Origin of the sequence: Pseudomonas shirazica (genome assembly GCF_015168335.1) — a bacterium.
GTDB lineage: Bacteria > Pseudomonadota > Gammaproteobacteria > Pseudomonadales > Pseudomonadaceae > Aquipseudomonas > Aquipseudomonas asiatica.
In genome coordinates, this window is the sequence record NZ_CP063456.1 from 3,365,001 (window position 1) to 3,391,781 (window position 26,781).

General features: G+C 64.2%; 25 protein-coding genes (1 of these 25 cut by a window edge). 10 read left to right on the forward strand and 15 right to left on the reverse strand.

The window, feature by feature from the left end; translation table 11 throughout:
- Positions 1–1,533 carry the 5' portion of an aminopeptidase P family protein gene (locus IMX18_RS15560; RefSeq protein ID WP_191471848.1) on the reverse strand. It extends 276 nt beyond the left edge of the window, so only the first 1,533 of its 1,809 coding nucleotides appear in the window; its start codon is at positions 1,531–1,533; the stop codon falls past the left edge of the window.
- Positions 1,534–1,753: 220 nt separating this feature from the next.
- Between IMX18_RS15560 and IMX18_RS15565 the strand changes: the two genes are divergently transcribed.
- Together IMX18_RS15565 and IMX18_RS15570 are read left to right on the forward strand one after the other, a co-directional pair.
- On the forward strand, positions 1,754–2,872 hold the full coding sequence (locus tag IMX18_RS15565) for a DUF3182 family protein (protein ID WP_015269666.1): 1,119 nt from the start codon (positions 1,754–1,756) through the stop codon (positions 2,870–2,872).
- On the forward strand, positions 2,856–3,626 hold the full coding sequence (locus tag IMX18_RS15570) for an alpha/beta hydrolase family protein (RefSeq protein WP_054572859.1): 771 nt from the start codon (positions 2,856–2,858) through the stop codon (positions 3,624–3,626). The genes IMX18_RS15565 and IMX18_RS15570 overlap by 17 nt, the downstream gene beginning before the upstream one ends.
- Here IMX18_RS15570 and IMX18_RS15575 read toward each other — a convergent pair.
- Complete coding sequence (locus IMX18_RS15575; protein ID WP_015269665.1) at positions 3,605–3,985, reverse strand: antibiotic biosynthesis monooxygenase; 381 nt, start codon at positions 3,983–3,985, stop codon at positions 3,605–3,607. The two genes, IMX18_RS15570 and IMX18_RS15575, sit on opposite strands and share 22 nt — an antisense overlap.
- 105 nt (positions 3,986–4,090) lie before the next feature.
- Positions 4,091–5,074: a GlxA family transcriptional regulator gene (locus IMX18_RS15580; protein WP_217190063.1), complete on the reverse strand. Its 984-nt coding sequence runs from the start codon at positions 5,072–5,074 to the stop codon at positions 4,091–4,093.
- Positions 5,075–5,156: 82 nt separating this feature from the next.
- Here IMX18_RS15580 and IMX18_RS15585 point away from each other — a divergent pair, with 82 nt between their 5' ends.
- Entirely contained in the window at positions 5,157–5,705 is a 549-nt protein-coding gene (locus IMX18_RS15585; protein WP_015269663.1) for a cysteine hydrolase family protein, read from the forward strand.
- 141 nt (positions 5,706–5,846) lie between these two features.
- Here IMX18_RS15585 and IMX18_RS15590 read toward each other — a convergent pair whose 3' ends face one another.
- The gene (locus IMX18_RS15590) at positions 5,847–6,410 is read right to left on the reverse strand and encodes a helix-turn-helix domain-containing protein (protein WP_015269662.1); all 564 of its coding nucleotides are present in this window, start codon (positions 6,408–6,410) and stop codon (positions 5,847–5,849) included.
- A gap of 83 nt (positions 6,411–6,493) precedes the next feature.
- On the opposite strand from IMX18_RS15590, the gene IMX18_RS15595 reads away from it, so the two are divergent.
- From IMX18_RS15595 to IMX18_RS15625, 7 genes are all read left to right on the forward strand, one after another.
- A complete protein-coding gene (locus tag IMX18_RS15595) occupies positions 6,494–7,444 on the forward strand; it encodes a DMT family transporter (RefSeq protein WP_015269661.1) in 951 nt (316 codons plus the stop codon).
- A 150-nt stretch (positions 7,445–7,594) separates the two neighbouring features.
- Positions 7,595–10,510 carry a monovalent cation/H+ antiporter subunit A gene (locus tag IMX18_RS15600; protein ID WP_015269660.1) on the forward strand — a complete coding sequence of 972 codons (2,916 nt, stop codon included), beginning with the start codon at positions 7,595–7,597 and terminating at the stop codon, positions 10,508–10,510.
- Entirely contained in the window at positions 10,510–10,854 is a 345-nt protein-coding gene (locus tag IMX18_RS15605; RefSeq protein WP_013971840.1) for a Na+/H+ antiporter subunit C, read from the forward strand. Before IMX18_RS15600 ends, IMX18_RS15605 begins: the two co-directional genes overlap by 1 nt.
- A complete protein-coding gene (locus IMX18_RS15610; protein ID WP_015269659.1) occupies positions 10,851–12,530 on the forward strand; it encodes a monovalent cation/H+ antiporter subunit D in 1,680 nt (559 codons plus the stop codon). Before IMX18_RS15605 ends, IMX18_RS15610 begins: the two co-directional genes overlap by 4 nt.
- A complete protein-coding gene (locus tag IMX18_RS15615; RefSeq protein ID WP_015269658.1) occupies positions 12,527–13,015 on the forward strand; it encodes a Na+/H+ antiporter subunit E in 489 nt (162 codons plus the stop codon). The genes IMX18_RS15610 and IMX18_RS15615 overlap by 4 nt, the downstream gene beginning before the upstream one ends.
- Positions 13,012–13,290 carry a K+/H+ antiporter subunit F gene (locus tag IMX18_RS15620; protein WP_003259015.1) on the forward strand — a complete coding sequence of 93 codons (279 nt, stop codon included), beginning with the start codon at positions 13,012–13,014 and terminating at the stop codon, positions 13,288–13,290. The genes IMX18_RS15615 and IMX18_RS15620 overlap by 4 nt, the downstream gene beginning before the upstream one ends.
- Positions 13,287–13,652 carry a Na+/H+ antiporter subunit G gene (locus IMX18_RS15625; protein WP_003259017.1) on the forward strand — a complete coding sequence of 122 codons (366 nt, stop codon included), beginning with the start codon at positions 13,287–13,289 and terminating at the stop codon, positions 13,650–13,652. The genes IMX18_RS15620 and IMX18_RS15625 overlap by 4 nt, the downstream gene beginning before the upstream one ends.
- Positions 13,653–13,664: 12 nt before the next feature.
- Here the strand turns inward: IMX18_RS15625 and IMX18_RS15630 are convergent, their stop codons facing one another.
- The 11 genes from IMX18_RS15630 to IMX18_RS15680 form a co-directional block, all read right to left on the reverse strand.
- A complete protein-coding gene (locus IMX18_RS15630) occupies positions 13,665–13,877 on the reverse strand; it encodes a hypothetical protein (RefSeq protein ID WP_015269657.1) in 213 nt (70 codons plus the stop codon).
- Complete coding sequence (locus tag IMX18_RS15635; RefSeq protein ID WP_003259020.1) at positions 13,874–14,344, reverse strand: hypothetical protein; 471 nt, start codon at positions 14,342–14,344, stop codon at positions 13,874–13,876. The genes IMX18_RS15630 and IMX18_RS15635 overlap by 4 nt, the downstream gene beginning before the upstream one ends.
- Positions 14,345–14,755: 411 nt before the next feature.
- Positions 14,756–14,947 carry a hypothetical protein gene (locus tag IMX18_RS15640; RefSeq protein ID WP_015269656.1) on the reverse strand — a complete coding sequence of 64 codons (192 nt, stop codon included), beginning with the start codon at positions 14,945–14,947 and terminating at the stop codon, positions 14,756–14,758.
- Positions 14,948–15,125: 178 nt separating this feature from the next.
- Entirely contained in the window at positions 15,126–15,530 is a 405-nt protein-coding gene (locus IMX18_RS15645) for a TraR/DksA family transcriptional regulator (RefSeq protein WP_003259022.1), read from the reverse strand.
- Between the two features lie 8 nt (positions 15,531–15,538).
- The gene (locus IMX18_RS15650; RefSeq protein WP_217190066.1) at positions 15,539–15,952 is read right to left on the reverse strand and encodes a hypothetical protein; all 414 of its coding nucleotides are present in this window, start codon (positions 15,950–15,952) and stop codon (positions 15,539–15,541) included.
- Positions 15,953–16,592: 640 nt separating this feature from the next.
- On the reverse strand, positions 16,593–17,366 hold the full coding sequence (locus tag IMX18_RS15655; protein ID WP_013971834.1) for an enoyl-CoA hydratase: 774 nt from the start codon (positions 17,364–17,366) through the stop codon (positions 16,593–16,595).
- Between the two features lie 13 nt (positions 17,367–17,379).
- Complete coding sequence (locus IMX18_RS15660) at positions 17,380–18,507, reverse strand: acyl-CoA dehydrogenase (RefSeq protein WP_013971833.1); 1,128 nt, start codon at positions 18,505–18,507, stop codon at positions 17,380–17,382.
- Positions 18,508–18,515: 8 nt separating this feature from the next.
- Positions 18,516–19,709 (reverse strand): acetyl-CoA C-acyltransferase, encoded by a 1,194-nt coding sequence (locus tag IMX18_RS15665; protein WP_024086601.1) that lies wholly within the window; start codon positions 19,707–19,709, stop codon positions 18,516–18,518.
- A gap of 11 nt (positions 19,710–19,720) precedes the next feature.
- Positions 19,721–20,488, reverse strand: a complete 768-nt coding sequence (locus IMX18_RS15670) for an SDR family NAD(P)-dependent oxidoreductase (protein WP_013971831.1) — start codon at positions 20,486–20,488, stop codon at positions 19,721–19,723.
- A gap of 12 nt (positions 20,489–20,500) precedes the next feature.
- The gene (locus tag IMX18_RS15675) at positions 20,501–22,147 is read right to left on the reverse strand and encodes an acyl-CoA synthetase (protein ID WP_013971830.1); all 1,647 of its coding nucleotides are present in this window, start codon (positions 22,145–22,147) and stop codon (positions 20,501–20,503) included.
- 122 nt (positions 22,148–22,269) lie between these two features.
- Positions 22,270–26,700: a dermonecrotic toxin domain-containing protein gene (locus tag IMX18_RS15680; protein WP_217190944.1), complete on the reverse strand. Its 4,431-nt coding sequence runs from the start codon at positions 26,698–26,700 to the stop codon at positions 22,270–22,272.
- Positions 26,701–26,781 lie beyond the last annotated feature (81 nt).

The window sequence follows — 26,781 nt, forward strand, 5'->3', positions numbered from 1 at the left end:
CGAGCTGATCATGCCCACCTGCATCGCGGTCTGCGGCGTGGGTGCCGCCTGGTAGGCAATTACCTGCGGCCCCTCGTGCACGTTCATGAAGTAGCCCACACCATGCCCGGTGCCGTGGCCGTAATCCACCTGGTCAGCCCAGATCGGTGCCCGGGCAATGGCGTCGAGCAACGGCGATAGCACGCCACGCGGGAAGGTGGCACGCGACAGGGCGATCATGCCTTTGAGCACGCGTGTGCAATCCTGCTTCTGTGCAAGGCTCGGGTTGCCCACCGGCACCATGCGCGTGATGTCGGTGGTGCCCCCCAGGTACTGCCCGCCCGAATCGATCAGCAGCAGACCATCGCCCTCGATGACCGCGTGCGACTGTTCCGTGGCGCGGTAATGTGGCATCGCGCCATTGCCGTTGAAGGCGGCAATGGTCGAGAAGCTCAACGACACGAAACCTGGGCGGCGGGCACGGGCGGCACTCAACTGCTCGTCGATCGTCAGCTCGGTAACCAGCTCACGACCAAGGTTGGCCTCGAGCCAGGCGAAGAATTCGCACAGGGCCGCGCCGTCCTGCTCCATCACCTGCCGGATGTGCACCAGGTCCTCATCACCCTTGCACGACTTGCTCAAGGTGCTGGGGTTGAGCCCCTCGACCAGCTCCACCTCGGTCGGCAGGTTATCCAGCAGGCCGCAGGTCACCCGGGCCGGGTCGACCAGCAATCGGCTGCCGGCCGGCATGGCGGCAAGGGCCTTGCCTGCTTCGGCGTAGTCACGCACTTCGATACCGTCGGCCGCAAGCACCTTGCGTAGATGTTCGTCGAGCTTGTCCTGGCCGACGAACAGGATGGCCTGCTGCTGGCTGATCAGAGCAAAGGCCACGAACACCGGATTGTAGGAAACATCGCTACCGCGCAGGTTGAACAGCCAGGCGATGTCATCCAGGGTGGCGATGAAATGCCAATCGGCCCCCTTGGCCTGCACGCTCTGGCGCAACTGCGCCAGTTTTTCCGCACGGTTCACCGTGGCGTGCGGCGGCAAATGCTGGTAGACCGGGTTGCCTGGCAGCGCCGGGCGCCCTTCCCAGACCTGGCCCAGCAGGTCCTTGTCAGTCACCAATCGCGCCCCGCGCGCCTTCAGCCGATCGCTCAGTTGGCGCGCCGAAGCCAGCGCCATGACCGCACCATCTACCGCCACGCTGCCGTTGGGCTCGACGTGATCGCCCAGCCATTCCAGCGCACCAGGCTTGCCCGGCAGCAGCTTCATAAGCTCGATGCCACTGCCTGCCAGCTCGTGTTCCGCCTGTTCCCAGTAGCGGCTATCGACCCACAACCCGGCAAAGCCAGCTGTGACGACCAGCGTGCCGACCGAGCCATGGAAACCCGAAAGCCACTGGCGCCCTTGCCAGTAACCAGGCAGATATTCGGAAAGATGGGGGTCGGCCGAAGGTACCAGCAAGGCATCGATGCCCTCTGCGGCCATGGCCTGGCGAACCAGCGCCAAACGCTGCGGCACGCTTTGCCCAAGGGTGGTCTGAACGTTCATGCGCTCTCCTGCGGCTACATCACGGTTTATCCAGTGTGCCGATAATGGAACAGCCGCCGAAGCCCTGCAATCTTGGCGACCGACACACGGCATGCATTGCCCGTGACGCCCTGCGCATACCGGACATTTCCTACAGACAGGCCAGAACCACCGATCAAGTTCCGCTGAACTTCCACAAAGCACCGGCTTCACACTCAGTACATTCATTGCACACAGGCAAATGACCATGCCCAACGCCTGCGCCCCTAAAAGCGGCGTGGTGCTGCTCGACACCCGCGCGCACACCCCCGACCACGAGCATGCCGTGCACCTGAAGCTTGCCGATGGCCTGGCCCGCCTTCTGGGCTGCCCGCACGTGCAACCCAGCCAGCCACCAAGCGCCACCGACGGCTACTACTACCTGCCCACCGAAACCCTGGTCGATCCCGAACGCCATGCCGCCCTCGGCATCTGCAGCGAACAGGACCTTTTCGGTGGCCTGGTCGCACACCCCTACATGGCGACCAAGGCGATTTCCCACCCGCTGCCGGCCGGGGCCAGTTTCCCGCCGGGCTGGACCGATGCCTTCGCACGGCAAGCCTGCGACGCCCTGCTGCGCGGCTACACCGTATTCAGCAAGGCCGATGCACGGACCGCCGCACAGCTGTTACTGACGGACGGCCCGTTGCGAATCAAGCCGGTACTGGCCTGCGCAGGCCGTGGGCAACAGGTCATAACCACGGCGGATGAGCTGGAACCGCTGCTGGCCGGCATGGATGACCAGGACCTTGCGCTATGGGGGTTGGTGCTCGAGGAAGACCTGAGCGAAGTGCAAACCTTCAGCGTTGGCCAGGTACGTGTCGCCGGCCTGACCTGCAGCTATCACGGCACCCAGCAACTTACCCGCGACCATCAGGGCACGGAAGTGTATGGCGGCTCCGACCTGGTAGTGGTACGCGGTGACTACCAGGCACTGCTGCAACTGCCGCTGGATGAGCCGCTGCGCCTGGCCATCAACCAGGCGATGGCCTACGAACAGGCCGCCGAGCAGCACTTCCCCGGCTTCATCGCCTCGCGGCGCAACTACGACATTGCCCGCGGCGTGAACCCACAGGGCCACCTGCGCAGCGGCGTACTCGAGCAATCCTGGCGCCTGGGCGGTGCCAGCAGTGCCGAACTGCTGGCCTTGCAGGCGTTCGCCGACGACCCGGCATTGCAACGGGTACGTGCCTCCACCCATGAAGTGTTCGGCACCCCCGAACTACCCACTGACGCCACCCTCTTTTACCAAGGAAACGACAGTGAACTCGGACAACTCAGCAAATTTGCGCGGATTCGCGAACATGACCATTCAAAGTGAAACCGTTGAACTCCAGGTCGAGGATGACAGCATCGTCGGCACCTTGGTCAGCCCCGGCAGCAAGATGCCGGGCATTCTCTTCGTCCACGGCTGGGGTGGCAGCCAGCAACGCGACCTGGCCCGCGCCCGGCATATCACCGGGCTGGGCTGCGTATGCATGACCTTCGACCTGCGCGGCCACGAAAAAACCGAAAGCCAACGGCTGACGGTAACCCGCGAACAGAACCTGACCGACCTGCTGGTGGCCTACGACCGGCTGGCAAGCCACCCAGCCGTCGACACCAGTGCCATCGCCATCATCGGTAGCAGCTATGGCGGCTACCTGGCCACCTTGCTGACCCGTGAGCGGCCGGTCAAATGGCTGGCCCTCAGGGTACCCGCGATGTACTGGGACGACGAATGGAACCTCCCCAAGCAAACCCTCGACCGGCAACGGCTGAACGCCTATCGCCAACGCCTGCTCGGCCCGGCAGACAACCGCGCACTGGCAGCCTGTGCCGAGTTCGGTGGCGATGTACTGCTGGTCGAGTCCGAGCAGGACGACTACGTACCGCACAGCACCTTGATGAGCTACCGCTCGGCATTCGTCAGCGCCCATTCGCTCACCCACCGCATCGTCGACGGTGCCGACCACGCGCTGTCCAGCGAAGAGAGCCAGAAAGCCTACAGTTCGATCCTGGCGGCATGGGTCAGCGAAATGGTCATTGGCGCCCGCCTGGATCGCTACCCGCACTACGCACCCTGGTATGCCTGAGGCTCACCCACCTGGCAATGCAGGCCGCCATCGGCACCGCGCACCAGGCTGCGCAGCGTCTGGTAGGCAGCAAAGTTGACGCCACGCGCCTGGTACTGGCCAAGCAGGTCGAGGAAAGGTTCCCCGACGAAATATACGGCCGCCGCTGCCCACGCCTGGCGGGATTGCCACTGCAGGTACTGCAGCACCCGGCTGCCATCGTCGCTGGCCTGAATACTGACGCCCTGCAGTCCTTCGCAACGCGCGGCCAGCTCTTCGCTGCGCGCCACCAGCGCTTGGGCCAAGGCCTGCTGGAACTTGCCAGGCACTTCAAATTCGATCATCTGGGTAAACCACAGGGCATGGGATGTTGCCGTCATGAACGGTCTCCTGGTCACGGACGCCTATAGCGCGATGCAGAGCAGGGTAAAACCTCAAGTTATATCAAGGTCAAGCGGTTTCCGCACCGGGAACGCCCCCGCGCCCTAACCCGATACCGCGAAGCGCCGCCGATAATCACTCGGGGTCAGGCCGGTGATGCGCTGAAACACCTTGCGAAACGCACCCGGGTCCTGGTAACCGACGCCCCAGGCGATCTGCTCGACATTGCGCCGGGTGAACTCCAGCAAGCGGCACGCACGCCCCACCCTCACCTGCTGGCAGTACTCGGTCGGCCGTAGCCCCGTGGCAGCACGAAAACGCCGCAGGAAAGTGCGTTCCTCCAGCCCCGCGCATGCGGCCATGCTGGCCAGGTCGGCATCCTGCCCACCGTTGCCCTGCAACCAGTGCTGCACTTTCAGCACTGCTTCATCACCATGGTCCAGGCGTGGGTTGAACACTGCACCGGGCAGTGGCGCCGCGACCGGGTCGACCGCCAGGTAGCGGGCAGTTTCCCGCGCCACCGTCGCGCCCATGAAGCGCTCCAGCAAGCGCAAGCCCAGGTCGGTCCAGGCCATCAGCCCGGCCGAAGTGACGATGTCGCCATCGTCCAGCAACGGCTGCTGGGCCTCGACCCGCACCTTGGGAAAACGCTGGGCAAGCGAATGCACGTAGTTCCAGTGGGTACAGGCCGGGCGCCCGTCGAGCAGACCACTGGCGGCGATGAAGAACACCCCGATGCACACCGATGCCAGCACCGTGCCGTGCCCGTGCAACTGGCACAACGACGCGCGATGGCGCTCAAGCAGCTCACCCTGTGGTGCCGACTCCAGGCTTGGCGGAATGATCAGCACCCGCAGATCGGCCGCGGCGGCAGGCGGGCCCTCAGGGGCAAGCTGCAACCGCCCTGCCTCGTCTGCCTGCCAAAAGCTGATACGCGCCGATGGCAACTCGACAGCACCCAGTTCGGCAACCACCCGGTTGGCTACCAGGAAAAGGTCGGCCAGCCCATGCACGGCAGCACGCTGCGCGCCGGGGTACAGCAGCAGGCCGATGTCCAGGCTGGCGGGGTTGTCAGTTTTTGCCTGCATAGTGTCGTTCGCGCCAATCCTCAGGTCAGTGCACACAGCCTATAACTAACGTCATCCAACGACTACTGCCACAGGAGGCAGCATGAGCAAGCAGGCGCTGATCATCATCGACATCCAGAACGACTACTTCCCGGGCGGCAAATGGACCCTCGATGGTGCCGACCAGGCGGCCGACAATGCTGCCCGCCTGTTGGCGGCAGCGCGTCAACGGGGCGACTTGGTGGTGCATGTGCGGCATGAGTTCGAAAGCGCCGATGCGCCGTTCTTCGCGCCAGGCTCGCAGGGTGCGGCGATCCATGCCAAGGTCGAGCCTCAAGCCGGTGAGCCGGTGGTGCTCAAGCACAAGGTCAACGCCTTCCTCGGTACCGACCTTGAGCACACGCTGGACCGGCATGGCATCGAGGCCCTGACCATCGTCGGCAGCATGAGCCACATGTGCATCGACGCCGCCACCCGGGCCGCGGCCGACCTGGGTTACGACGTGACCGTGGCGCACGACGCCTGTGCCACGCTGCCACTGGAGTTCAATGGCAAGCGGGTGCCGGCGGCGCAGGTGCATGATTCGGTGATGGCGGCGTTGGCGTTTGCCTATGCCAAGGTGGTCAGGACCGATGAGTTGATAGGAGACTGACCGCGAACCTTGGTTGCCCATACGGGCCTCATCGCCGGCAAGCCAGCTCCCACAGGTCCACCTTCAGGCTCATAGCCAGTGGCGAACCTGTGGGAGCTGGCTTGCCGGCGATGAGGCCCTGGAGGCAGCAACACCTCTCGATCAAATCACCACATTGCGCACAAACCGCACCGCCACCGCCCCATCGTTGCGATAGGCATACCGGCAGTTACTGGGAAACACATGGAACTGCCCGACCTGCAGGCGATGCTCGACCCCTTCGATAATCAGCGTCAGTTGCCCTTGCGCCACATAAATCTGCTCGCTCCAGCCTTCGGCATCAGCCTCGCTGGAATAGCACTCGCCCGGTGCCAGGGTCCATTCCCACAGTTCCACCTCGCGCCGCGCCACGCTGCTGCCCAGCAGCACCGCCCGGCTCTGCGGGTGCTCCCCGGCCCAGGCCAACTCTTCGATGCGCCCGGGGTCGCGCTGGTCAGGTGCCTGGATCAGAGTACTGAAAGCCACGCCCAAGGCCTCGGCAATCAGGTCGAGAGTAGTCAGGCTGACATTCTTCTCGCCCGCCTCGATCGCCACCAGCATGCGCCGGCTGACCCCGGAACGCTCCGCCAACGCCGTCTGGCTCATACCCGCGGCGTTGCGCAGGCTGCGTACATTGAGGCTGACATGTTGCAGCACCGATGCCCGGTGCGAGGAATCTTTGTGCACTATATTGCTCACTGGTCGGTATTGCGCAGTATACTGCCCACTTTGCGGCGATTGTGCGCCGCCCCCTCCGAGTGCGCAAGACCATGAGCCAGCCCAGCAGCAAACCGACCCCTGCCATTGCCTTTCGCCTGAGCAAGGCCGAATTGGTGCTGGTGTTCATCACCATGCTGTGGGGCGGCACCTTCCTGCTGGTGCACAACGTGATGAGCGTCAGCGGCCCGATGTTCTTCGTCGGCCTGCGCTTCGCCGCAGCCGCGCTGTTCGTCGGGGTGGTCTCGGCGCGGGCGCTGCCAGGGCTGACCTTCACCGAACTGAAGGCCGGCATGCTGATCGGGGTGTCGATCATGCTCGGCTACGGCCTGCAGACCATGGGCCTGCAAACCATCAGCAGCAGCCAGTCGGCGTTCATCACCGCGCTGTACGTGCCGTTCGTGCCGCTGCTGCAATGGCTGGTGCTGGGCCGGCGCCCCGGCCTGATGCCCAGCATCGGTATCGGCCTGGCGTTCATCGGCCTGATGCTGCTGGCCGGTCCGGAGGGTGGCAGCCTGCACTTCAGCGAAGGCGAGCTGGTAACCCTGGTCAGCGCCGTGGCCATTGCCGGCGAAATCATCCTGATCAGCCGCTACGCCGGGCAGGTCGATGTGCGCCGGGTCACCGTGGTGCAGCTGGCGACCGCCTCGCTGCTGGCGTTCCTGATGATCGTGCCGACCCAGGAGCGCATACCCGATTTTTCCTGGCTGCTGCTGACCAGTGCCGTGGGCCTGGGCGCCATGAGCGCGGTGATCCAGGTAGCCATGAACTGGGCGCAGAAGTCGGTCTCGCCCACCCGCGCCACCCTCATCTATGCCGGCGAACCAGTATGGGCCGGGATCGTCGGGCGCATCGCCGGTGAGCGCCTGCCGGGCGTGGCACTGCTCGGCGGCCTGCTGATCGTGATCGCGGTGGTGGTCAGCGAACTCAAGGTGCGCCGCCCGCGCGAGGTGGCCGAATCGCGGGAAGTGACGGATGAAGGTGAACGCCAGGCTGGCCTGTAAAGCCGCCAACTGCGGCTATGCTTTGTAAGAATCTGTTATAAAAAAACAGCTTGTCACAGCCTGTTTGTAGGATTCTGCGACAGCTTGCGTGTTGGTGATCAACCCCTCGGCACGTATGATTCTTTGCAAACTTCTCCAGAATAGAACGCTATGTCATTGATAGTGCTATTGCTTCTGCCGTTCGTGGGCAGTTGCCTGGCAGCAGTGCTGCCGCACAACGCACGTAACGCGGAGTCCATTCTCGCCGGGCTCGTGGCCCTGGTCGGCACTGTCCAGGTAGCACTGCTGTACCCTCAGGTTGCCCACGGTGGCGTGATTCGCGAAGAGTTCCTCTGGCTGCCCAGCCTGGGGTTGAACCTGGTGCTGCGCATGGACGGCTTCGCCTGGCTGTTCTCGCTGCTGGTGCTGGGCATCGGTACGCTGGTTTCGCTGTATGCCCGCTACTACATGTCGCCACAAGACCCGGTGCCGCGCTTCTTCGCCTTCTTCCTCGCCTTCATGGGCGCCATGCTCGGCCTGGTGATCTCCGGCAACCTGATCCAGCTGGTGTTCTTCTGGGAACTCACCAGCCTGTTCTCGTTCCTGCTGATTGGCTACTGGCACCACCGTGCCGACGCCCGCCGTGGCGCCTACATGGCGCTGATGGTCACGGGCGCGGGCGGCTTGTGCCTGCTGGTGGGTGCCCTGCTGCTCGGCCATGTGGTCGGCAGCTACGACCTGGACAAGGTCCTGGCTGCCGGCAACACCATCCGCCAGCATGCGCTGTACCCGGTGCTGCTGCCGCTGATCCTCATCGGCGCCCTGAGCAAGAGCGCACAGTTCCCCTTCCAGTTCTGGCTGCCCCATGCCATGGCAGCGCCCACCCCGGTATCGGCTTATCTGCACTCGGCGACCATGGTCAAGGCCGGGGTGTTCCTGCTGGCGCGCCTGTGGCCGGTGCTGTCGGGCAGCGAAGAGTGGTTCTGGATCGTAGGCGGTGCTGGCGCCCTCACCCTGCTGCTCGGCGCCTTCGCCGCCATGTTCCAGAACGACCTCAAGGGCCTGCTGGCGTACTCGACCATCAGCCACCTGGGCCTGATTACCCTGCTGCTGGGCCTGAACAGCCCGCTGGCCGCGGTCGCGGCGGTGTTCCACATTCTCAACCACGCCACCTTCAAGGCCTCGTTGTTCATGGCCGCCGGCATCATCGACCACGAAAGCGGTACCCGTGACATCCGCCGCCTCAGCGGGCTGATACGCCTGGTGCCATACACCGCCACCCTGGCCATGGTCGCCAGCGCCTCGATGGCCGGCGTGCCGTTGATGAACGGTTTCCTGTCCAAGGAAATGTTCTTCGCCGAAACGGTGTTCATCAGCTCCACTGCCTGGGTCGAGGCCACGTTGCCGGTGGTCGCCACCCTGGCCGGCACCTTCAGCGTGGCTTATGCCCTGCGCTTCACCGTCGATGTGTTCTTCGGCCCCACTGCACAGGACCTCCCGCACACACCACACGAACCGCCACGCTGGATGCGTGCGCCGGTCGAATTGCTGGTGCTTACCTGCCTGGTGGTGGGCATCTTCCCTGCCCAGTCGGTCGGCCCGCTGCTGGCCGCCGCCGCCCTGCCTGTGGTGGGCGGCACCCTACCGGAATACAGCCTGGCCATCTGGCATGGCTGGAACGCGCCGCTGATCATGAGCCTGGTGGCCATGAGCGGCGGTATCGTGCTTTACCTGCTGCTGCGCAAGCAGCTGCGCCTTGGCCGCTTCCCCTACCCACCGGTGATCGAACGCTTCAATGGCAAGCGCCTGTTCGAACACGGCCAGGTGCAGCTAATGCTGCTGGCGCGGCGCATCGAGCGCCTGCTCACCAGCCGCCGCCTGCAATCGCAGCTGTTCATGCTGGTGCTCGCCGCCTTCCTCGCCGGCCTCACCCCCATGCTCTACAGTGGTCTCAGCTGGGGCGACCGGCCGAAGATTCCGGGCTCGGGCGTGTTTGTCGCGCTGTGGCTGATCGCCATCGCCTGCGCCATCGGCGCTGCCTACCAGGCCAAGTATCACCGTTTGGCGGCGTTGATCATGGTCAGCGTCTGCGGCCTGATGACCTGCATCACCTTCGTCTGGTTCTCCGCGCCCGATCTGGCCCTGACACAGCTGGTAGTGGAAGTGGTCACCACCGTGCTGATCCTGCTCGGCCTGCGCTGGCTGCCGCGGCGAATCGAAGGCGTATCGCCGCTGCCGGGCAGCCTCGAGCGTGCGCGCATGCGTCGCCTGCGCGACCTGCTGCTGGCGGTGCTGGTAGGTGGCGGCATGGCCGTGCTGTCCTACGCCATGCTCACCCGGCCGACGCCGAACGACATTTCCTCGTTCTACCTGAGCCGGGCACTACCCCAGGGCGGTGGCACCAACGTCGTCAATGTCATGCTGGTCGACTTCCGTGGCTTCGATACCCTCGGTGAAATCACCGTGCTTGTGGCCGTGGCGCTGACCGTGTTCGCCCTGCTGCGGCGCTTCCGCCCGCCCAAGGAAAGCATGCAACTGCCGGCGCAACAGCGTCAGCTGGCACCCGACGTGGTCACCGACCTGATCAACCCGCGGCATGCCACCGACACCGCCCTGGGCTTCATGATGGTGCCCGCGGTGCTGGTGCGCTTGCTGCTGCCGATCGCCCTGCTGGTGTCGATGTACCTGTTCATGCGTGGCCACAACCAGCCGGGTGGCGGCTTTGTTGCCGGCCTGGTGATGTCGGTGGCGTTCATCCTGCAGTACATGGTGGCCGGCACCCAGTGGGTCGAGGCGCAGATGAGCCTGCGCCCGCTGCGCTGGATGGGCACCGGGCTGCTGTGCGCAACCCTGACCGGCGCGGGCGCCATGCTGCTGGGCTACCCGTTCCTCACCACCCATACCGCCCACCTGCACCTGCCGTTGCTCGGCGATGTGCACGTGGCCAGCGCGCTGTTCTTCGATGTCGGGGTGTTCACTGTGGTGGTCGGCTCGACCCTGCTGATCCTCACCGCCCTGGCGCACCAATCGGTGCGCGCCTACCGCCCGGGTAACCCGGCGAAAACCAGCCAAGCAGGAGCCGCCTGATGGAAGAAGTGATTGCAGTTGCCATCGGCGTGCTGGCCGCTTCGGGAGTGTGGCTTATCCTGCGCCCGCGAACCTACCAGGTGATCATGGGCCTCTGCCTGCTGTCGTACGGGGTCAACCTGTTCATCTTCAGCATGGGCAGCCTGTTCATCGGCAAGGAACCGATCATCAAGGACGGCGTGCCCCAGGACCTGCTGCACTACACCGACCCGCTGCCGCAGGCCCTGGTGCTCACCGCCATCGTCATCAGCTTCGCCATGACCGCGCTGTTCCTGGTGGTGTTGCTGGCCTCGCGCGGCCTGACCGGTACCGACCACGTGGATGGCCGGGAGCGTGACGAATGAGTGGCATGAGCCAATTGATCATCGCGCCCATCCTGCTGCCCCTGGTTACCGCGGCATTGATGTTGCTGCTGGGCGAGAAACACCGGCAGACAAAGGCCTGGCTGAACCTGCTGTCGACCTTTGCCGGCCTGGCCATCGCGGTCAGCCTGCTGCTGTGGGTGCGCACCCAGGGCCAGGCGGAATCGATCGGTGTCTACCTGCCGGGCAACTGGCCGGCACCGTTCGGCATCGTGCTGGTGGTAGACCACCTGTCGGCCCTGCTGCTGACCCTCACCGGCATCATCGGTTTCAGTGCCCTGCTGTTTGCCCGCGCTCGCTGGGACGGTGCCGGGGCCAGCTTCCACGCACTGTTCCAGATCCAGCTGATGGGCCTGTACGGCGCCTTCCTCACCGCCGACCTGTTCAACCTGTTCGTGTTCTTCGAGGTGCTGCTGGCCGCTTCCTATGGCCTGCTGCTGCATGGCTCGGGCCGCGCCCGAGTGCGTGCCGGCCTGCACTACATTGCCATCAACCTGTTCGCCTCGTCGCTGTTCCTGATCGGCGCAGCGATGCTGTATGGCGTGACCGGCACCCTGAACATGGCCGACCTGGCGCTGAAGATTCCGTTGGTGCCGGAGGCCGACCGTGGCCTGCTGCACGCTGGCGCGGCGATCCTGGCCATGGCCTTCCTGGTCAAGGCCGGCATCTGGCCGCTGAACTTCTGGCTGGTACCGGCCTATGCCTCGGCCAGCGCGCCGGTGGCGGCGCTGTTCGCCATCATGACCAAGGTCGGCCTGTATGCCGTGCTGCGCCTGTGGACTCTGCTGTTCTCAGGGCAGGCCGGGGCCTCGGCGCACTTCGGTGGTGAATGGCTGGTGTACGGTGGCCTGGTCACCCTGGCGGTGGCGGCAGTGTCGATCATGGCCGCGCAGCGCCTGGAGCGCATGGCCGCCCTCAGCATCCTGGTTTCAGCCGGCACCCTGCTCGGCGCCGTCGGTTTTGCGCAATCGGCGCTGACCGGCGCGGCGTTGTTCTATCTGGTCAATTCGACCCTGGCGCTGTGCGCGCTATTCCTGCTCGCCGAACTGGTCGAACGTTCGCGCTCGGCCAACGAAGCACCGCTGGACGACGAAGAAGACGCCATGCCGCCACCGCTGGAATCACTGCACCCGCCCAAGGGTATCAACCTCGACGATGAACAAAAGGTTGTGATCGGCCAGATCATCCCGTGGACCATGGCCTTCCTCGGCCTCAGCTTCATCGCCTGCGCCCTGTTGATCATCGGCATGCCGCCGCTGTCGGGCTTTGTCGGCAAGCTCAACCTGATCAGCGCGCTGTTCAACCCGCAAGGGCTGGGCGTGCCTGCCGAGCAGCCGCTGGGCATGGCGGGTTGGGGCCTGGTGGCGTTGCTGGTCCTGTCTGGCATGGCCTCGCTGATCGCCTTCGGCCGCGTCGGCATCCAGCGCTTCTGGAAGCCTGAAGAGCGCCCGTCGCCGGTGCTGCGCCGCTATGAATGTCTGCCCATCGTCATCCTGCTCGGCCTGTGCTTCATCCTCAGCTTCAGGGCCGAGCCGCTGCTGCGCTACACCCAGGACACCGCCGCCAGCCTGCAGGCCCCCGACACCTATATCGAAGCCGTGATGGCCGCCCGGCCGATTCCTGGCCCCACCTCGCTCGACGTACAGGTGCAGCCATGAATCGACTGTTCCCGGCACCGCTGTTATCGGTTTCGCTGTTCGCACTGTGGCTGTTGCTGAACCTCTCGGTCAGCCCCGGCAACCTGCTGCTGGCAGCCGCGCTCGGCGTGCTGGCGCCACTGCTGATGGCACCGCTGCGCCCACAGCATGCCCATGTGCGACGGCCGCTGGCCATCGCCCGGCTGATTGGTCGTGTCGGCATCGATGTGATCATGTCCAATCTCCTGGTTGCCCGTGGCGTGCTGCGCGCCAGCAAGCAGCCGCCGCGCTCGGCCTTCGTGCACATCCCGCTGGCCCTGCACGACCCACATGGCCTGGCGGCGTTGTCGATGATTACCACGGTGGTGCCCGGCACGGTCTGGTCCGAGCTGGCCCTGGACCGCAGCGTGTTGCTGCTGCATGTGTTCGACCTGGACGATGAGGCGGCCTTCATCCAGCACTTCAAGGACACCTACGAACGCCCGCTGATGGAGATTTTCCAATGACAGGCCTGCTCGCCAATGCTGTCCTCGCCAGCCTGTTCATCTTCGCCCTGGCCATGGCCCTGGCACTTATCCGGCTGTTCCGCGGCCCGTCCGCCCAGGACCGGGTGCTGGCGCTGGACTACCTGTACATCCTGGCGATGCTGACCATGCTGGTGCTGGGAATCCGTTATGCCAGTGACACCTACTTCGAAGGTGCCCTGCTGATTGCGCTGTTCGGTTTCGTTGGCTCGTTTGCCCTGGCCAAGTTCCTGCTGCGCGGTGAGGTGATCGAATGACTGAAACCCTGCAACTCCCCTTCTGGCTGGAGCTGGTCACAGCCGCGCTGCTGCTGACCGGCAGCCTGTTCGCCCTGATCGGTGCCGTGGGCCTGTTGCGGCTGAAGGACTACTTCCAGCGGATGCACCCGCCGGCACTGGCTTCGACCATTGGTGCCTGGTGCGTGGCACTGGCTTCGATCATCTACTTTTCTTGGCTCAAGGAAGCCCCGGTGCTGCACGCCTGGCTGATTCCGATCCTGCTGTCGATCACCGTGCCGGTGACCACACTGTTGCTGGCCCGGGCGGCGCTGTTCCGCAAGCGCATGGCGAAAGAGCCGGTCCCTGAAGAAGTCAGCAGCGGCCGCGATCGAGGCAACTGACAGGTCGCCACCTCACCCTTGGGCCAGGCGCTGCAACTCGCGCCGGACCATGGCCGCATAAGGCGGCGGGCCGAGGCGATACAATTCCCCTGCCACCCAGTTCAACCAGGCGCCTTGCAGTTCTTCGCGCCTGGCCAGCAAACGCTCGGCCTCGGACACGGCATCCGCCTGGTGCTGCCGATGGAACTCGGCACGCGTGGCAGGCGCGTCGTCACTGTGGGTCATTCACTGGCCTTGAAGGTGGTCAGCTCACCCTTGCGCCATTTGGCAACCTTGCCGGTCACCGCCTTGAGCAACTTGCCCAGGCCTTCCTGCACTTGTTGCTGTGCGGCGAATACCAGCATCACACCGTGGCCTTCACGGAACACGATGCCCTCGCCTTCAGGCACCGACACAAAGGCATAGTCGCCCACGCCATATACGTTCAACTTGATTTCGCGAAAGCGCATTTCCAGTTTGCCGCCTTCGCGGCTGGGCAGCACGGCGGCGCGAAAGTGGTCGCCGACCTTCAGTTCCAAACGCTGCTTGTCATCGACGACCAATGCGCTTTCGGTGTCGATTTCGGCCATGTACAGGCCTTCGGGACTCTGTTCCGTAACATAGACAAAGCGGCCCTGGAACAGCTGGGCCAATTTACCGCGCAAGTCGCCCAAGGCGAACAACGCATGGGTATCAAGAGTGCTGACTGCCAATGAAGTAATCCTCAACCGGTTACAACCCGCCCTCACCCAAAGCTCGGTGAGGCACGGCCATTTCTTATCGATAGGCGAAAAGAGTAATAAAGCGATATGCGAAATGTCTGCGCCCGCTGGCGATGCAGCGTGCGGGAATCTTTACCCTGGCTTGCCAGATCTGGCCTCAAATACAGGCTTTCGGCATATTCCCGATTCGGGAAGCGCAATGTCTGACAGCAAAACCGCCAGAAAAAAATGCGACAGGCAATGCCAGAGCGCACGTAAGAACGGGCCCTGCAATCCATCAGCGCATTACTGGGGAAAGAATATGCACGAAAACACCGAAATTCGTCGAGAGGCAAAGTACATTTCTTACAAGCGAACGCCCTGAACAACACCCCGTTCGCTTGCCGGCAGCACTCACGGTGCTCAGGCAGCCAGGCCCTTCTTCAACTGCTGCCAGGCCGCTTGGCACTCCAAGGCCTCTTCACGGGTGGCAAATGCGGTACCACGGCGTTCGCCATTGACCAGCACCACCCAGCAGATGCGTTTACCCAGCGCCCGCATCGAGGCTGGCACACCAGAACCAATCATCACGGCTACATCGACCCGGCTATTCATCATTCCCTCCGGAATTTAATTAGCACCCTAACGATAAAGTGATGATACGCCTGCTTACGGCGCTGAAACAGCGCATCCCGGTACAGCAGTGTTACGTGCAGGGCAACAAAACCGCCGCCGGCAAGAAACGCAAAAAGCCCCAGGGATCGCTCCGTGGGGCTTGGCACACCGCGCGGGGTTACACCTGGCGCTGGTGGCGGTCGAGCTGCTCGTGGCGCTCCTGGGCTTCGATGCAGTACTTGGTGGTCGGGCTGATCAGCAGACGCTTCAGGCCGATTGGTTCACCGCTGTCATCACACCAGCCGAAGCTTTCGTCGGCAATACGGTCCAGGGCCATTTCCAGCTGCGGCAGCAGGCGCTGGTCGCGGTCGATGGCATTCACCAGCCAGCTACGCTCTTCTTCGACCGAAGCCACGTCGGCAGGGTCCGACGGGGTGTCCAGGCCTTCGATGGTGGCACGGCTCAGCTCGATGCGTTCATGGGTTTCGACTTTCATCGCCTGCAGCAGGCCAGCGAAGAAAGCCAGCTGGTCAGCGTTCATGTAGTCATCGGCCGACATGGCCAGCAACTGTTCCTTGGTCATCGATTTCTCTATGAAAAAATGTGCATTTGGGCGATTCGGGTGCCGCCGACGCCTCGGCATCGGCAGCAGAATTCTTCAAGCGCCAACCGGCACTCTTTTACAGGGGGCGGCAGTCTAAGGCGCCACGTCGCGTGGAGCAACTGCAATTGGGTGCGAATTTGCTTCCGGTGCCCACATTCCGCCAGTCGGCGCCCTCTGCTCTGGCTCTGGCTCTGGCTCTGGCTCTGGCTCTGGCTCTGGCTCTTGATCTTGATCTTGATCTTGATCTTGATCTTGATCTTGATCTTGATCTTGATCTTGATCTTGATCTTGATCTTGATCTTGATCTTGATCTTGATCTTGATCTTGATCTTGATCTTGATCTTGATCTTCGCGACTTCAGGAGGCCGAGCAGAGGTTTTGCGGAGGGAGGTGACGGGCATGGATGCCCGTCAAGCGCTGAGGCCCCATGGATGGGGCCTGCAGCGCGTCCTCCCGGGAGCAAGACCGGAGCGAGGGAACCCCGTAGCGTAGCGGAGGGGCCGGATGATGGGAGCGCAGCGTTTTTTGGTTACTTTTTGTCGCGTTTGACAAAAAGTGACTCGCCGTAAGGGCGAAAAGGTGAGTAAGCGTCGCCATCGTAAATGGACTATGCGCGAGATCAAGACCAGTACGTTTCCGCTCTTCGCTCTTCGCTCTTCGCTCTTCGCTTTCAAGCGTGGGCATCAACAACAAGGTCAACATTCATTTTCGAAGGTGGCGCTTAATCACCTTTCCGCCCTTACGGCGGGTCACTTTTTGTCAAACGCGACAAAAAGTAACCAAAAAACGCTGGCTCCCATCATCCGGCCCCTACGCTTCGCTCCGGGGTCCCCTCGCTACGGGCCTGCTCCCGGGAGTACGCGCTGCAGGCCCCATCCATGGGGCCTCAGCGCTTGACGGGCATCCATGCCCGTCACCTCCCTCCGCAGTCCCTTCGCTCGGCCTCCTGAAGTCGCAATCGGCGGCGCCTGAGCTACCGTGCGCTTAGAAGCAAAGCAAAAGCAAAAGCAAAAGCAAAAGCAACGGCAATGCCGATTCCAATCAACGATCCTTGAACTGCGCCTCGCGCTTGGCAATGAACGCAGCCATCCCCTCTTTCTGGTCTTCGGTAGCAAACGCCGCATGGAACACCCGCCGCTCGAAGCGCACACCTTCGCTGAGGGTGACTTCGAACGCACGGTTGACGCTCTCCTTGACCATCATGCTCACCGGAATCGACTTGCTGGCAATGGTCGCGGCCACCTTCAGCGCCTCTTCCACCAGCTCCGCCTGCGGCACGATACGCGCCACCAGCCCGGCACGCTCCGCTTCCTCAGCCCCCATCAGGCGACCGGTCAGGCAAAGTTCCATGGCCTTGGCCTTGCCCACCGCGCGGGTCAGGCGCTGGGTGCCGCCCATGCCCGGCAGCACGCCAAGGTTGATTTCCGGCTGGCCGAACCTGGCATTGTCCGCCGCCAGGATGAAGTCACACATCATCGCCAGCTCGCAGCCACCGCCCAGGGCAAAACCGGATACCGCGGCAATGATCGGCTTGCGCCGGTTGGCAATGCGGTCGGAATCGCTGAACAGGTCGTCAACGTAGATTTGCGGGTATTGCAGCTCGGCCATTTCCTTGATGTCGGCACCAGCGGCAAAGGCCTTGGCGGAACCGGTCAGCACCACGCAGCCGATGTTCGGATCGCGCTCGAGCTGGTCCAGGGCCTGGTTGATCTCGCCGACGATCTGCGCGTTCAGCGCGTTCAGCGCCTGCGGGCGGTTGAGGGTAATCAGGCCGACCTTGCCGTGGATATCCAACAGGATAGTTTCGAATGCCATGCAGTCTGCTCCTTCAAAGATTGCGCGCAATGACCATGCGCTGAATGTCGCTGGTGCCTTCGTAGATCTGGCAAACCCGAACGTCGCGGTAGATCCGCTCCAGCGGGAAGTCGCTCAGATAGCCATAACCGCCCAGGGTCTGCAAGGCATCCGAACAGACCTTTTCGGCCATTTCCGAGGCAAACAGCTTGGCCATCGACGCTTCCACCAGCGCCGGGCGCCCGGCATCGCGCAGCGCGGCAGCGTGCAGCACCATCTGCCGGGCCACGGCAATCTTCGTCGCCATGTCGGCCAGGCGGAAGGCCACCGCCTGGTGCTCGATCAGCGCCTTGCCGAAGCTCTGCCGCTCGTTGGCGTAGTCACGCGCCACTTCGAACGCCGCGCGGGCCATGCCCACCGCCTGCGAGGCGATGCCGATGCGGCCGCCTTCGAGGTTGGCCAGGGCGATCTTGTAGCCCTCGCCTTCGGCGCCCAGGCGGTTGGCCACCGGCACGCGCACATTGTCGAAAACGATCTGGCAGGTGTCGGAGGCGTGCTGGCCGAGCTTGTCCTCAACCCGCGCCACCTGGTAGCCCGGCGAATCGGTGGGCACGATGAAAGCAGTGATCCCGCGTTTGCCGGCGTCCGGGTCGGTCACGGCGAACACGATCACCACCCCGGCGTTCTGCCCGGAGGTGATGAACTGCTTGCTGCCATTGAGCACGTAGTGGTCGCCATCCAGACGCGCACGGGTCTTCAGGCTGCTGGCGTCGGAGCCTGCCTGCGGTTCGGTCAGGGCGAAGGCGCCGAGCATCGCACCGCTGGCCAACGGGGTGAGGAACTGTTCTTTCTGCTGCTCGCTGCCAAAACGCAGGATCGGCACACAGCCCACCGAGTTGTGCACGCTCATGATGGTCGAGCAGGCGCCGTCACCGGCGGCGATTTCCTCCAGGGCCATGGCATAGGCCACGTAGCCGGTGTCGCTGCCGCCCCACTGCTCCGGCACCAGCATGCCGAACAGGCCCAGCTCGGCCATCTCGTCGATGGCCTCCTTGGGGAAGCGGTGTTCCTTGTCCCATTGCTCGGCAAACGGTTTCAGGCGCTCCTGGGCAAAGGCGCGTACCGCGTCGGCGATCTGTTGTTGCTCGTCAGTTACCAGCATGATTCACCTCAGTACAGGCATTCGACAGCCATGGCCGTGGCCTCGCCACCGCCGATGCAGATGGCCGCCACGCCACGGCGCAGGTTGTTCTGGCGCAGGGCCGACAGCAGGGTCACCAGGATGCGCGCGCCGGAAGCGCCGATCGGGTGGCCGAGGGCGCAGGCGCCGCCATGGATATTGACCTTGTCGTGCGGCAGGTCGAGGTGCTTCATGGCCGCCAGGGTGACCACGGCGAAAGCCTCGTTGATCTCGAACAGGTCGACCTCGGCCAGGTTCCAGCCAGTGCGTTTCATCAGCTTGTCGATGGCACCGATCGGCGCGGTAGGGAACAGTGCCGGGGTGTCGGCAAAAGCGGCGTGGCCGTGGATCACCGCCAGCGGCTTGAGGCCGCGCTTGTCGGCTTCGGAGCGGCGCATCAGCACCAGCGCCGCAGCGCCGTCGGAAATCGAGCTGGAGTTGGCGGCGGTCACCGTGCCGCCTTCGCGGAAGGCCGGCTTGAGCTGCGGGATCTTGTCCAGGCGCGCCTTGGGCGGTTGTTCGTCATCCTTGATGACGCGCTTCTCCTTGCCCTCGGTAACCTCGACCGGCACGATCTCGGCAGCAAAGCGACCACTCTTGATAGCGTCCTGGGCGCGGGTCAGCGAGGCGATGGCGAACTGGTCCTGGGCTTCGCGGCTGAAGGCATTGGCCTGGGCGCAGTCTTCGGCAAAGGTACCCATCAGGCGGCCCTTGTCGTAGGCGTCTTCCAGGCCGTCCATGAACATGTGGTCGATGATCCTGCCGTGGCCCATGCGGTAACCGCCACGGGCCTTGTCCAGCAGGTACGGCGCATTGGTCATGCTTTCCATGCCACCGGCCACCACCACATCGGCGGTACCGGCCAGCAGCAGGTCATGGGCCATGATCGCCGCCTGCATGCCCGAACCGCACATCTTGTTCAAGGTGGTGCAGGTGGTGTGTTTGTCCAGCCCGGCGCCCAGCGCGGCCTGGCGCGCCGGTGCCTGGCCCTGGCCAGCCGGCAGCACGCAGCCGAACAGCACCTGCTCGACACTGGCAGCATCGATGCCGGCACGCTCCACGGCACCACGGATGGCGGCGCTGCCCAGCTGCGGCGCGGTCAGGCTCTTGAGGTCGCCCTGCAGGCCGCCCATGGGCGTGCGCACGGCGCTGACGATAACGATCGGGTCATTGGCGAGGGTCATGTTCGCTCTCCTTACTTGGCAGCCATGCGCAGTGCACCGTCGAGGCGGATCACCTCGCCGTTGAGCATGCTGTTCTCGATGATGTGGCGGGCCAGCGCGGCATATTCCTGCGGGCGCCCCAGACGCGGTGGGAAAGGTACGCCGGCGGCCAGCGAGGCGCGTACTTCCTCGGTCATGCCGGCCATCATCGGCGTTTCGAAGATGCCCGGGGCGATGGTCATCACACGGATGCCGAAGCGCGCCAGTTCGCGGGCGGTCGGCAGGGTCAGGCTGGCGATGGCGCCCTTGGAAGCAGCGTAGGCCGCCTGGCCGATCTGGCCGTCATAGGCGGCGATGGAGGCGGTGTTGATGATCACCCCGCGCTCGCCACCCTCATCTGCAGCCCCTTCGGCCATGGCCGCGGCGGCCAGGCGCAGCAGGTTGAAGCTGCCGATCAGGTTGACGTTGATGACCTTGGCAAAGCTGGCAAGGCCATGCGGGCCCTGTTTGCCCAGCACTTTCTCGGCACCGACGATGCCGGCGCAGTTGACCAGCCCGTGCAGGCTGCCAAAGGCGCTGACGGCCGCATCGACCGCCGCCTGGGCGGCCTGCTCGTCGCTGATGTCGGCCACCGCGAAACGGGCGTTTTCGCCCAGTTCGCGGGCCTTGGCTTCAACGGCCTGGGCATTGAGGTCGACCAGCATGACCTTGGCGCCGGCCTCGACCAGCATCTGCGCGGTGGCAGCACCCAGCCCGGAGGCGGCGCCGCTGACGATGAAGTGTTTGTTGGCTATCTGCATGATCGGTTCCTTTCAGGCGCTGGCAGGGGTGGCCTGTTGCGCTTGTTGTTTGGCGACTTCCTGGTTGCGCAGGATGAAGCGTTGCAGCTTGCCGCTCGGGGTCTTGGGCAGCTCGCTGACGAATTCGATTTCCCTTGGGTAGGCATGGGCGTACAGGCGCTGGCGCACGTGCTGGCGCAAAGCCTCTTCAAGCTCGGCGCTGCCCTGGTAACCGCTGGCCAATACCACGAAGGCCTTGATCAGCTCGGTACGTTCCGGGTCCGGTTTGCCAATCACCGCCGCTTCGATTACCGCTGGGTGCTCGATCAGTGCGCTCTCGACGTCGAACGGGCCGACCCGGTAGCCGGAGGTGGTGATCACATCGTCGCTGCGGCCGACGAAGCTGATGCTGCCGTCCTGGTTCAGCTCGACGGTGTCGCCGCTGAGGTAGTACTTGCCGACGAAGGCTTTGGTCGGCAGGCCGTGGTAGCCCGCGAACCAGCACAGCGGCGACTGCTCGCGGTCGACCGCGAGGATGCCCGGCTGGCCGGCGGGCAGTTCGTTGCCCTGCTCGTCCAGCACCACGATGCGGTGGCCGGGGATGGCGAAGCCGGCCGAGCCGAGGTGTACCGGGTGCTGCAGGCCATGGTGGTTGCACAGCACCATGCCCAGTTCGGTCTGCCCGTAGTGGTCATGGATGGTCACGCCCAGTTCGTCGGCGAACCAGCGGATCACTTCCGGGTTGAGCGGTTCGCCGGCACTGCTGACCACCCGCAGGCGGCCCTTGATCGGTGCCGAGAAGTCATCCCCGGCGGCAATCAGCAGGCGGTACGCAGTGGGCGAGCCGGCCAGGTTGGTGATGCCCAGCTTGTCGATCACTCGTGCGCAGCTTTCAACACTGAACGGGCCATCGTAGAAGGTGGTGGCATGGCCCAGCGACAGCGGGCCAGTGACCGCATAATACAGGCCATAGGCCCAGCCCGGGTCGGCCAGGTTCCAGAAGTTGTCCTCGGGGCGCAGGTCGATGGCGTCGCGCATGTAGCCCTGGAACGCGACGATGGCACGCAGCGGCACTTCCAGTGGCTTGGCCGGGCCGGTGGTGCCGGAGGTGAACATCAGCAGGAACGGGTCGTTGCCCGAGCGCATGACCGGCTCGCATTTGTCTGCGGCTTTGTCCAGGCACTGCTGGAAGTCCAGCTCGCCATTGCGGGCATTGACGGTAATGATGGTCGGGCAGGCGTGCACATCGTCCAGCTTGGCGCGGTTGTGGCTGTCGGTAACGACCACCCGGGCGTGGGACTGCTCCAGGCGATGTTCGATGGCCTTGGGGCCGAACGCGGTGAACAGTGGCTGGTACACCGCGCCGAGACGCCAGGTGGCGAGGATGGTGACCAGCAGCTCGGGGGTACGCGGCATCAGGCCGGCGACCCGGTCACCCGCACCCACGCCTTGCGCTTCGAGCACATTGGCGAAACGGGCCGCCAGTGCCTGCAACTGGTCGAAGCTCAAGCGCACGCTGTTGCCCTCGCGGTCTTCCCAGACCAGTGCGGTCTTGCCCTCACCGGCATGGCGGTCGCAACATTCGACACAGGCATTGAGGGCTTCGAGGTTGCCATGTAGCGCCGCCGCAGCAGCCTGGCCATGGTCGAACGCACGAGCGGCCTCGGTGTAATCGCGCATCGTCGGACTCCTGGTTTCTTGTTTTTGGAGTTGAACCATCGGTCCGATGATGTTCGCGCCGCGCTGGCGTCGCGGCAATGGCCTAAGTTGTCAAACTGGATGACCGGTTTGGCCGGTGGCCATCAGCCCGGTGCGCGCTCCAGACTGATCACGTAGTGCCGGGTCAGTTGCAGTTGCAACGTCAGCCGATCGGCCTGCAGCTGCGCATCCAGCGCCTGTACCTGGTTCAGATACTGTGCTTCACCCAGTTCATCGCGCCTTACCGCCAGGGCCGCCCGCTGCTCAGCGGCGAGTTGCTCCAGGTCATTGAACGGCTGGGCAAAGTGCTGTTGCAAAAAGCGCTGCCAGAACGCACGCGTGCACAGATCGGCCGCGAGAGCAACGAGAACGTTCGCCCTTTCCACAGCCGCCTCGGCCGACTGCAGCCGATGCTCGCTCAACCCTACGGCAGCGGCTTTAAGGCGCATTCTGACAGGCTGGAACGGCAACCTGAGCCTGGTGCGCAAGCGTACCCTGTAGCGCATTGCCAACGTCGCCAGTACCGCGGGCTCGGCGAAGCCTTCAAGGTTTTGCCGCTCGGTCTCGACATACTCGTCAAGGCGGTCCAGGCGGTGCAAGGCGCGCCCCAACGCCAGCAACTTCGGGCCTCGGGATTGCGCACCATCGCCTGCCGCGTCGCGCTCGGCATGCAGACGCAGCAGTCGGCTGAACAGGTCGATGGCACCGTTGTCATCCATTACCACATCGTCGGCCGCCAGTTGCGCCTGGCGAGCGAACTCGACGTCTGTCTCCAGCATCGACAGGCATTGCCAGCCCATGCGCAGCAGATAAGCCTTGGGCCAGCTGAAGTCCGCCAAGCCTTGCAAAAGCTCCAGCAGATCGAACAGGCGGGCGTTTTCGTCCCGGGTGCTCAGCCGGTCCCAAAGCTCGCCGCGCCCATGGCTGGCGGAGTCGGAACCGACCCACCAGGCTCGGCCTATCTCTTCCTGCGGCTCTTCCAGGAGCGGCTCCAAGGCATAGAGCTTGCCGTAATCAGCCATGCTCAGGCGGTTGCCATCGACCAGGATGCGCTGGCGAAACTCCAGCGGCATGGCCAGCACGCCGTCAGGCACACCCCGCAAGAAGTTGTCACGCAGGTCGGCTCGTTGCAGGAAGCCACACAACTCGAGCCCTCTGGGCCACTCGCTGAGCCCGCAGCGACGCAAATTCAGCTCGATCAGATGAGGCAGGTGATGGAAGCGCATTTCGTACACCCCCAGCGGGCTGTTGTAGCTCAGGTCGAGGTGACTGAGCAGCGGCAACCCGTTCAGTGCTTCGATGGCATGGGCATCCAGGCGAATGCGGTTATGCCCCAGGCGCAACCGGCGTAGGTTGGTCAGGTAGCCAAGCCCGCGCGGGCAGCGCAGCAGCTGGTTGTGGCTCAGGTCCAGCTCCTGCAGGTAGGTGAATGCCCGCAGAAACTCCTCGTTCACCACCCCGATGGTCGTCTCGCTCAGTACCAGGGTGGTTACGTGATAGAAATCGATAGGTGCAGGCATGACCGGCAACGAATCGGTGGGCAGATCATTCAACACCAGACGCAGCCCCTGGCGCTTGCCGTCACTGTCGACCACCACATGGTCGCCAAGCGCCTGCCAGGCACGCAGCAATCGTTCGGCGAACAGCTGGCGTCGCGCCCGCAAAGTGTCACTCAGCGCAGCCGACACCCAACCATTGAGCGCGCGGTTCAACTGCTCAAAATCGTCCTGCAGCGCCAGGAGCGCATCGGCGACCGACACATTCTGCAGCAGCCAGCGGTCAACTTGCGTTTCCAGCGAATCGCCCAGCCCCGGGAAGAATCGCCTCAGGCCGGCCCGCAGTTGTTCCCTGGGTGTGGTGGGCAGTGCCGCGCGCCCGCTGAGCAGGTAACCGACGCGGCCATCGGCAAGGCGCTGCCCAGGGTTGAACCAGCGCTCCGTCGACGCCCAGCCCAGCATGCGGGCTATTTCCTCATGGGTACCCAGGTACGCCATGAGCTTCTCGCGCAGGCGCTCGGCGTTGGCGTTCTCGGCCAGGCCCAACCGGCCCAGCAGGTTGCGCGATTCGAGCGCGGCCAGCACAGCCTGGAAGATGCATGAGGAAGCAGGTGGCTGCATCGCGAGTTTTCGGCCCTGCCCGTCATACAGGGCAAAGACACCTTGCTCACGCACCAGCACCCGTTGCTCGGCCGCATCGCCAACCGAACCGATGCGTTTCAACGCCACGGCATCCGCAGCAGCATTGCTCAACGCCAGGCTGAACGCATCAATGGCCTCGACATTCAGCAATGCCAGCACCAGCATGCCCGTTTCGTCGCTATATGCACTCGGCAGATAAAACCCTGCCAGCGCCCTGCTCACCTTCGCCTGCGAGCACAACGACCTGGCCTGGGTGGCCAGGCTTTGCGGCAACTTTCCACCACTGACGAACAGCTGGCGAGCCTCGTGACTTGCTCCGTCGGCCAGATCGCGCGCATAGGGCTCAGGCAGCCCCAGCGCCATCAGCGGCTTGAGCAAAGGCTCCGTCGATTCGGGCAGGCGTGTCAGCCGTGCGAACAGCAGGTCGCTCGACCTTGGCCGGTCCGCCAGCACTGCCGCACGCCCCTTTACACTGCCCGGTCGGGCCTCGCACCAGGCCAGCAGCTGCAAGTCCTGATCGGAGACAGTGTCGCGTTCCAGGTTGCGGAAGAACGTGTCGATCCGGGCATCGGCATCGAATGCCTTGAGGGTTTCCCGCAAGGTGGCAGGCGTTCGCCGGTTTTCCACCAGCAGGCCGCGCAGTTCGTCCTCATCGATGCCGGCCATGCGCAAGATCCGCTGCGCCTGCTGTTTATCGAAAGGTTGATCGCGCGGCCAAAGTGTATCGAGCATTTTCGCAGGGTCGCGCCAACGCTGGGGCTCATCGTGCATCAGGCGCCAACTGCGTTCGCCATTGTGCAGCACGACCGGGCCGTACGCCTCTTCGCGACCGGGGTGGCGCAGACGCCAGGGGCCATCGGGGTCAGGCCGATGAACTTCGTAGAAGACCCCGTCGGACTTCATCCAGCGGCGCTCGCCATCAGCATAGGCCCCGTCCGTACCCAAGGTGATCGTCTCAGGGGTCGAGGCAAAAGCTGCCAGATCTCGGGACCACAAACGCCCCGCCCCATTGGCGAGCCTTACCGGCTCCAGCGCCGCGACGAACGCGCTGCGCACGAAGGTGACGCCGGCCACCGTCGCGGCGGTGCCCGCCAGTATCTCGGCAACGCCCAGCATGTGCTCCAGCGCCTCGTGCTGATGGCCTCGCGACCAGTCCTGCACGCCCTCGAAAACCTCCGAGAGGGTCTGGGCCACCAGTTGCCCAAGCAGCAAGCCACCCACCACCGGAATGAACAGGCCCGCGAGATTGAGCACATCAAGGCCGGCGGCCTTCCACGCCTCATGCCGTTCACGCGACGCGGCTTCATCGGCATCGGCGGTCGGCACCAGCAACAGGCGGCCATCCTGCTTCACCCGGTTTGTCTGCTGCGCAGCCAGCGCCTGGAAAATGTCATGCTGTGGCACGCTGCCATCGAGCTCCAGGTCCGGCTGGTCATCCGCCAGGCGGGCCTGCAGCTTGCGCATGAACCCGGCACGCTGATCCAGGCCGATCAACTGGCTGAACGCCTGGCGATAGGGTTCATGGCGCAGCTCGGCCACCAGCGTGCGGTTGATCGAGGCATGGCTGTCGAAGTGTCGCAACGCCTGTACCGGGTCGCTGGGCAGGTAGAGCACGCCACCCTGCGTTTGCCCATGCGTGTCGCGAAGTTGAATCCACACACCATCCGCCACTGGGCAACCGAGGGCTTCGAACAGGCCCGGGTGGCCCGTGAGGCTGGCGGATCGCCGATCTGCGGGTTTATCCACCAGGGCGTGCAATGCCTCCTTGACCGGCTCGGTAATCTCGCCTTTCAGCGCGGCAACCTGCACGGCCAGGCGCAGCCCGGAGCGTTTGTCTTCACACAAGATGCGCTGTGCCGCGGCATCGAATGTGCGGTCCAGTTCCTGCTGGTACAGGCGCCCGGCATCGAGCTTGCGGCACGCCTCGACCAGTTCATCGGTGCCTCGCGAAAGTACCCGTTCCTGCCCCGGCGCGACCAACCCGGTTCCCAGGTAGAAATCGTTGCTGACGGCAAAGTTGCGCATCAGGCGGAGCAAGCCGTTTTCACGCCGTTGCCCGTAAGTGGGAAATGGCGGCTCAGCGCCGGGCGTGGACGAAAAACGATGGGAAACTTCCAGCCACTCCAGCTGCCAGAACGCTACGTCACCCGGCAGCGGCTCGCGCAACAAACTGGCGAATTGCCGTTCGGCGAACTGCTGTGGTGACGGCAGCGCCAGGGTGATCCCGCGCAACCGGGCCTGGGTGGCATGATGGGCTTCCAGGCTTTCGCGCAAGGTGCGTATCTGGCTTTGCGTGGCCTGTTTGAGCCAGGCAGGCAACCGGTCACCGATGAAACCGTCGTGCAAGTGGCTGGAAGATGCAGAGGCGGGCTGTGGGGCGTGTGGTTCGCGGGTCATGGCAGGTCCCTGGATGACTGTCGAAAGCCACGCATGGTGTGCAACCTGCCGGTGCTTGCGCAGAGGGAACCCCTGCGGTAG

Bases quoted from the DNA above. Each gene is read 5' to 3' on its own strand.
- IMX18_RS15565 (WP_015269666.1), top strand. From the start codon at position 1,754: ATGACCATGCCCAACGCCTGCGCCCCTAAAAGCGGCGTGGTGCTGCTC.
- IMX18_RS15570 (WP_054572859.1), top strand. From the start codon at position 2,856: ATGACCATTCAAAGTGAAACCGTTGAACTCCAGGTCGAGGATGACAGC.
- IMX18_RS15575 (WP_015269665.1), bottom strand. From the start codon at position 3,985: ATGACGGCAACATCCCATGCCCTGTGGTTTACCCAGATGATCGAATTT.
- IMX18_RS15580 (WP_217190063.1), bottom strand. From the start codon at position 5,074: ATGCAGGCAAAAACTGACAACCCCGCCAGCCTGGACATCGGCCTGCTG.
- IMX18_RS15585 (WP_015269663.1), top strand. From the start codon at position 5,157: ATGAGCAAGCAGGCGCTGATCATCATCGACATCCAGAACGACTACTTC.
- IMX18_RS15595 (WP_015269661.1), top strand. From the start codon at position 6,494: ATGAGCCAGCCCAGCAGCAAACCGACCCCTGCCATTGCCTTTCGCCTG.
- IMX18_RS15600 (WP_015269660.1), top strand. From the start codon at position 7,595: ATGTCATTGATAGTGCTATTGCTTCTGCCGTTCGTGGGCAGTTGCCTG.
- IMX18_RS15605 (WP_013971840.1), top strand. From the start codon at position 10,510: ATGGAAGAAGTGATTGCAGTTGCCATCGGCGTGCTGGCCGCTTCGGGA.
- IMX18_RS15610 (WP_015269659.1), top strand. From the start codon at position 10,851: ATGAGTGGCATGAGCCAATTGATCATCGCGCCCATCCTGCTGCCCCTG.
- IMX18_RS15615 (WP_015269658.1), top strand. From the start codon at position 12,527: ATGAATCGACTGTTCCCGGCACCGCTGTTATCGGTTTCGCTGTTCGCA.
- IMX18_RS15620 (WP_003259015.1), top strand. From the start codon at position 13,012: ATGACAGGCCTGCTCGCCAATGCTGTCCTCGCCAGCCTGTTCATCTTC.
- IMX18_RS15625 (WP_003259017.1), top strand. From the start codon at position 13,287: ATGACTGAAACCCTGCAACTCCCCTTCTGGCTGGAGCTGGTCACAGCC.
- IMX18_RS15630 (WP_015269657.1), bottom strand. From the start codon at position 13,877: ATGACCCACAGTGACGACGCGCCTGCCACGCGTGCCGAGTTCCATCGG.
- IMX18_RS15640 (WP_015269656.1), bottom strand. From the start codon at position 14,947: ATGAATAGCCGGGTCGATGTAGCCGTGATGATTGGTTCTGGTGTGCCA.
- IMX18_RS15645 (WP_003259022.1), bottom strand. From the start codon at position 15,530: ATGACCAAGGAACAGTTGCTGGCCATGTCGGCCGATGACTACATGAAC.
- IMX18_RS15650 (WP_217190066.1), bottom strand. From the start codon at position 15,952: ATGCCCGTCACCTCCCTCCGCAAAACCTCTGCTCGGCCTCCTGAAGTC.
- IMX18_RS15655 (WP_013971834.1), bottom strand. From the start codon at position 17,366: ATGGCATTCGAAACTATCCTGTTGGATATCCACGGCAAGGTCGGCCTG.
- IMX18_RS15660 (WP_013971833.1), bottom strand. From the start codon at position 18,507: ATGCTGGTAACTGACGAGCAACAACAGATCGCCGACGCGGTACGCGCC.
- IMX18_RS15665 (WP_024086601.1), bottom strand. From the start codon at position 19,709: ATGACCCTCGCCAATGACCCGATCGTTATCGTCAGCGCCGTGCGCACG.
- IMX18_RS15670 (WP_013971831.1), bottom strand. From the start codon at position 20,488: ATGCAGATAGCCAACAAACACTTCATCGTCAGCGGCGCCGCCTCCGGG.
- IMX18_RS15675 (WP_013971830.1), bottom strand. From the start codon at position 22,147: ATGCGCGATTACACCGAGGCCGCTCGTGCGTTCGACCATGGCCAGGCT.
- IMX18_RS15680 (WP_217190944.1), bottom strand. From the start codon at position 26,700: ATGACCCGCGAACCACACGCCCCACAGCCCGCCTCTGCATCTTCCAGC.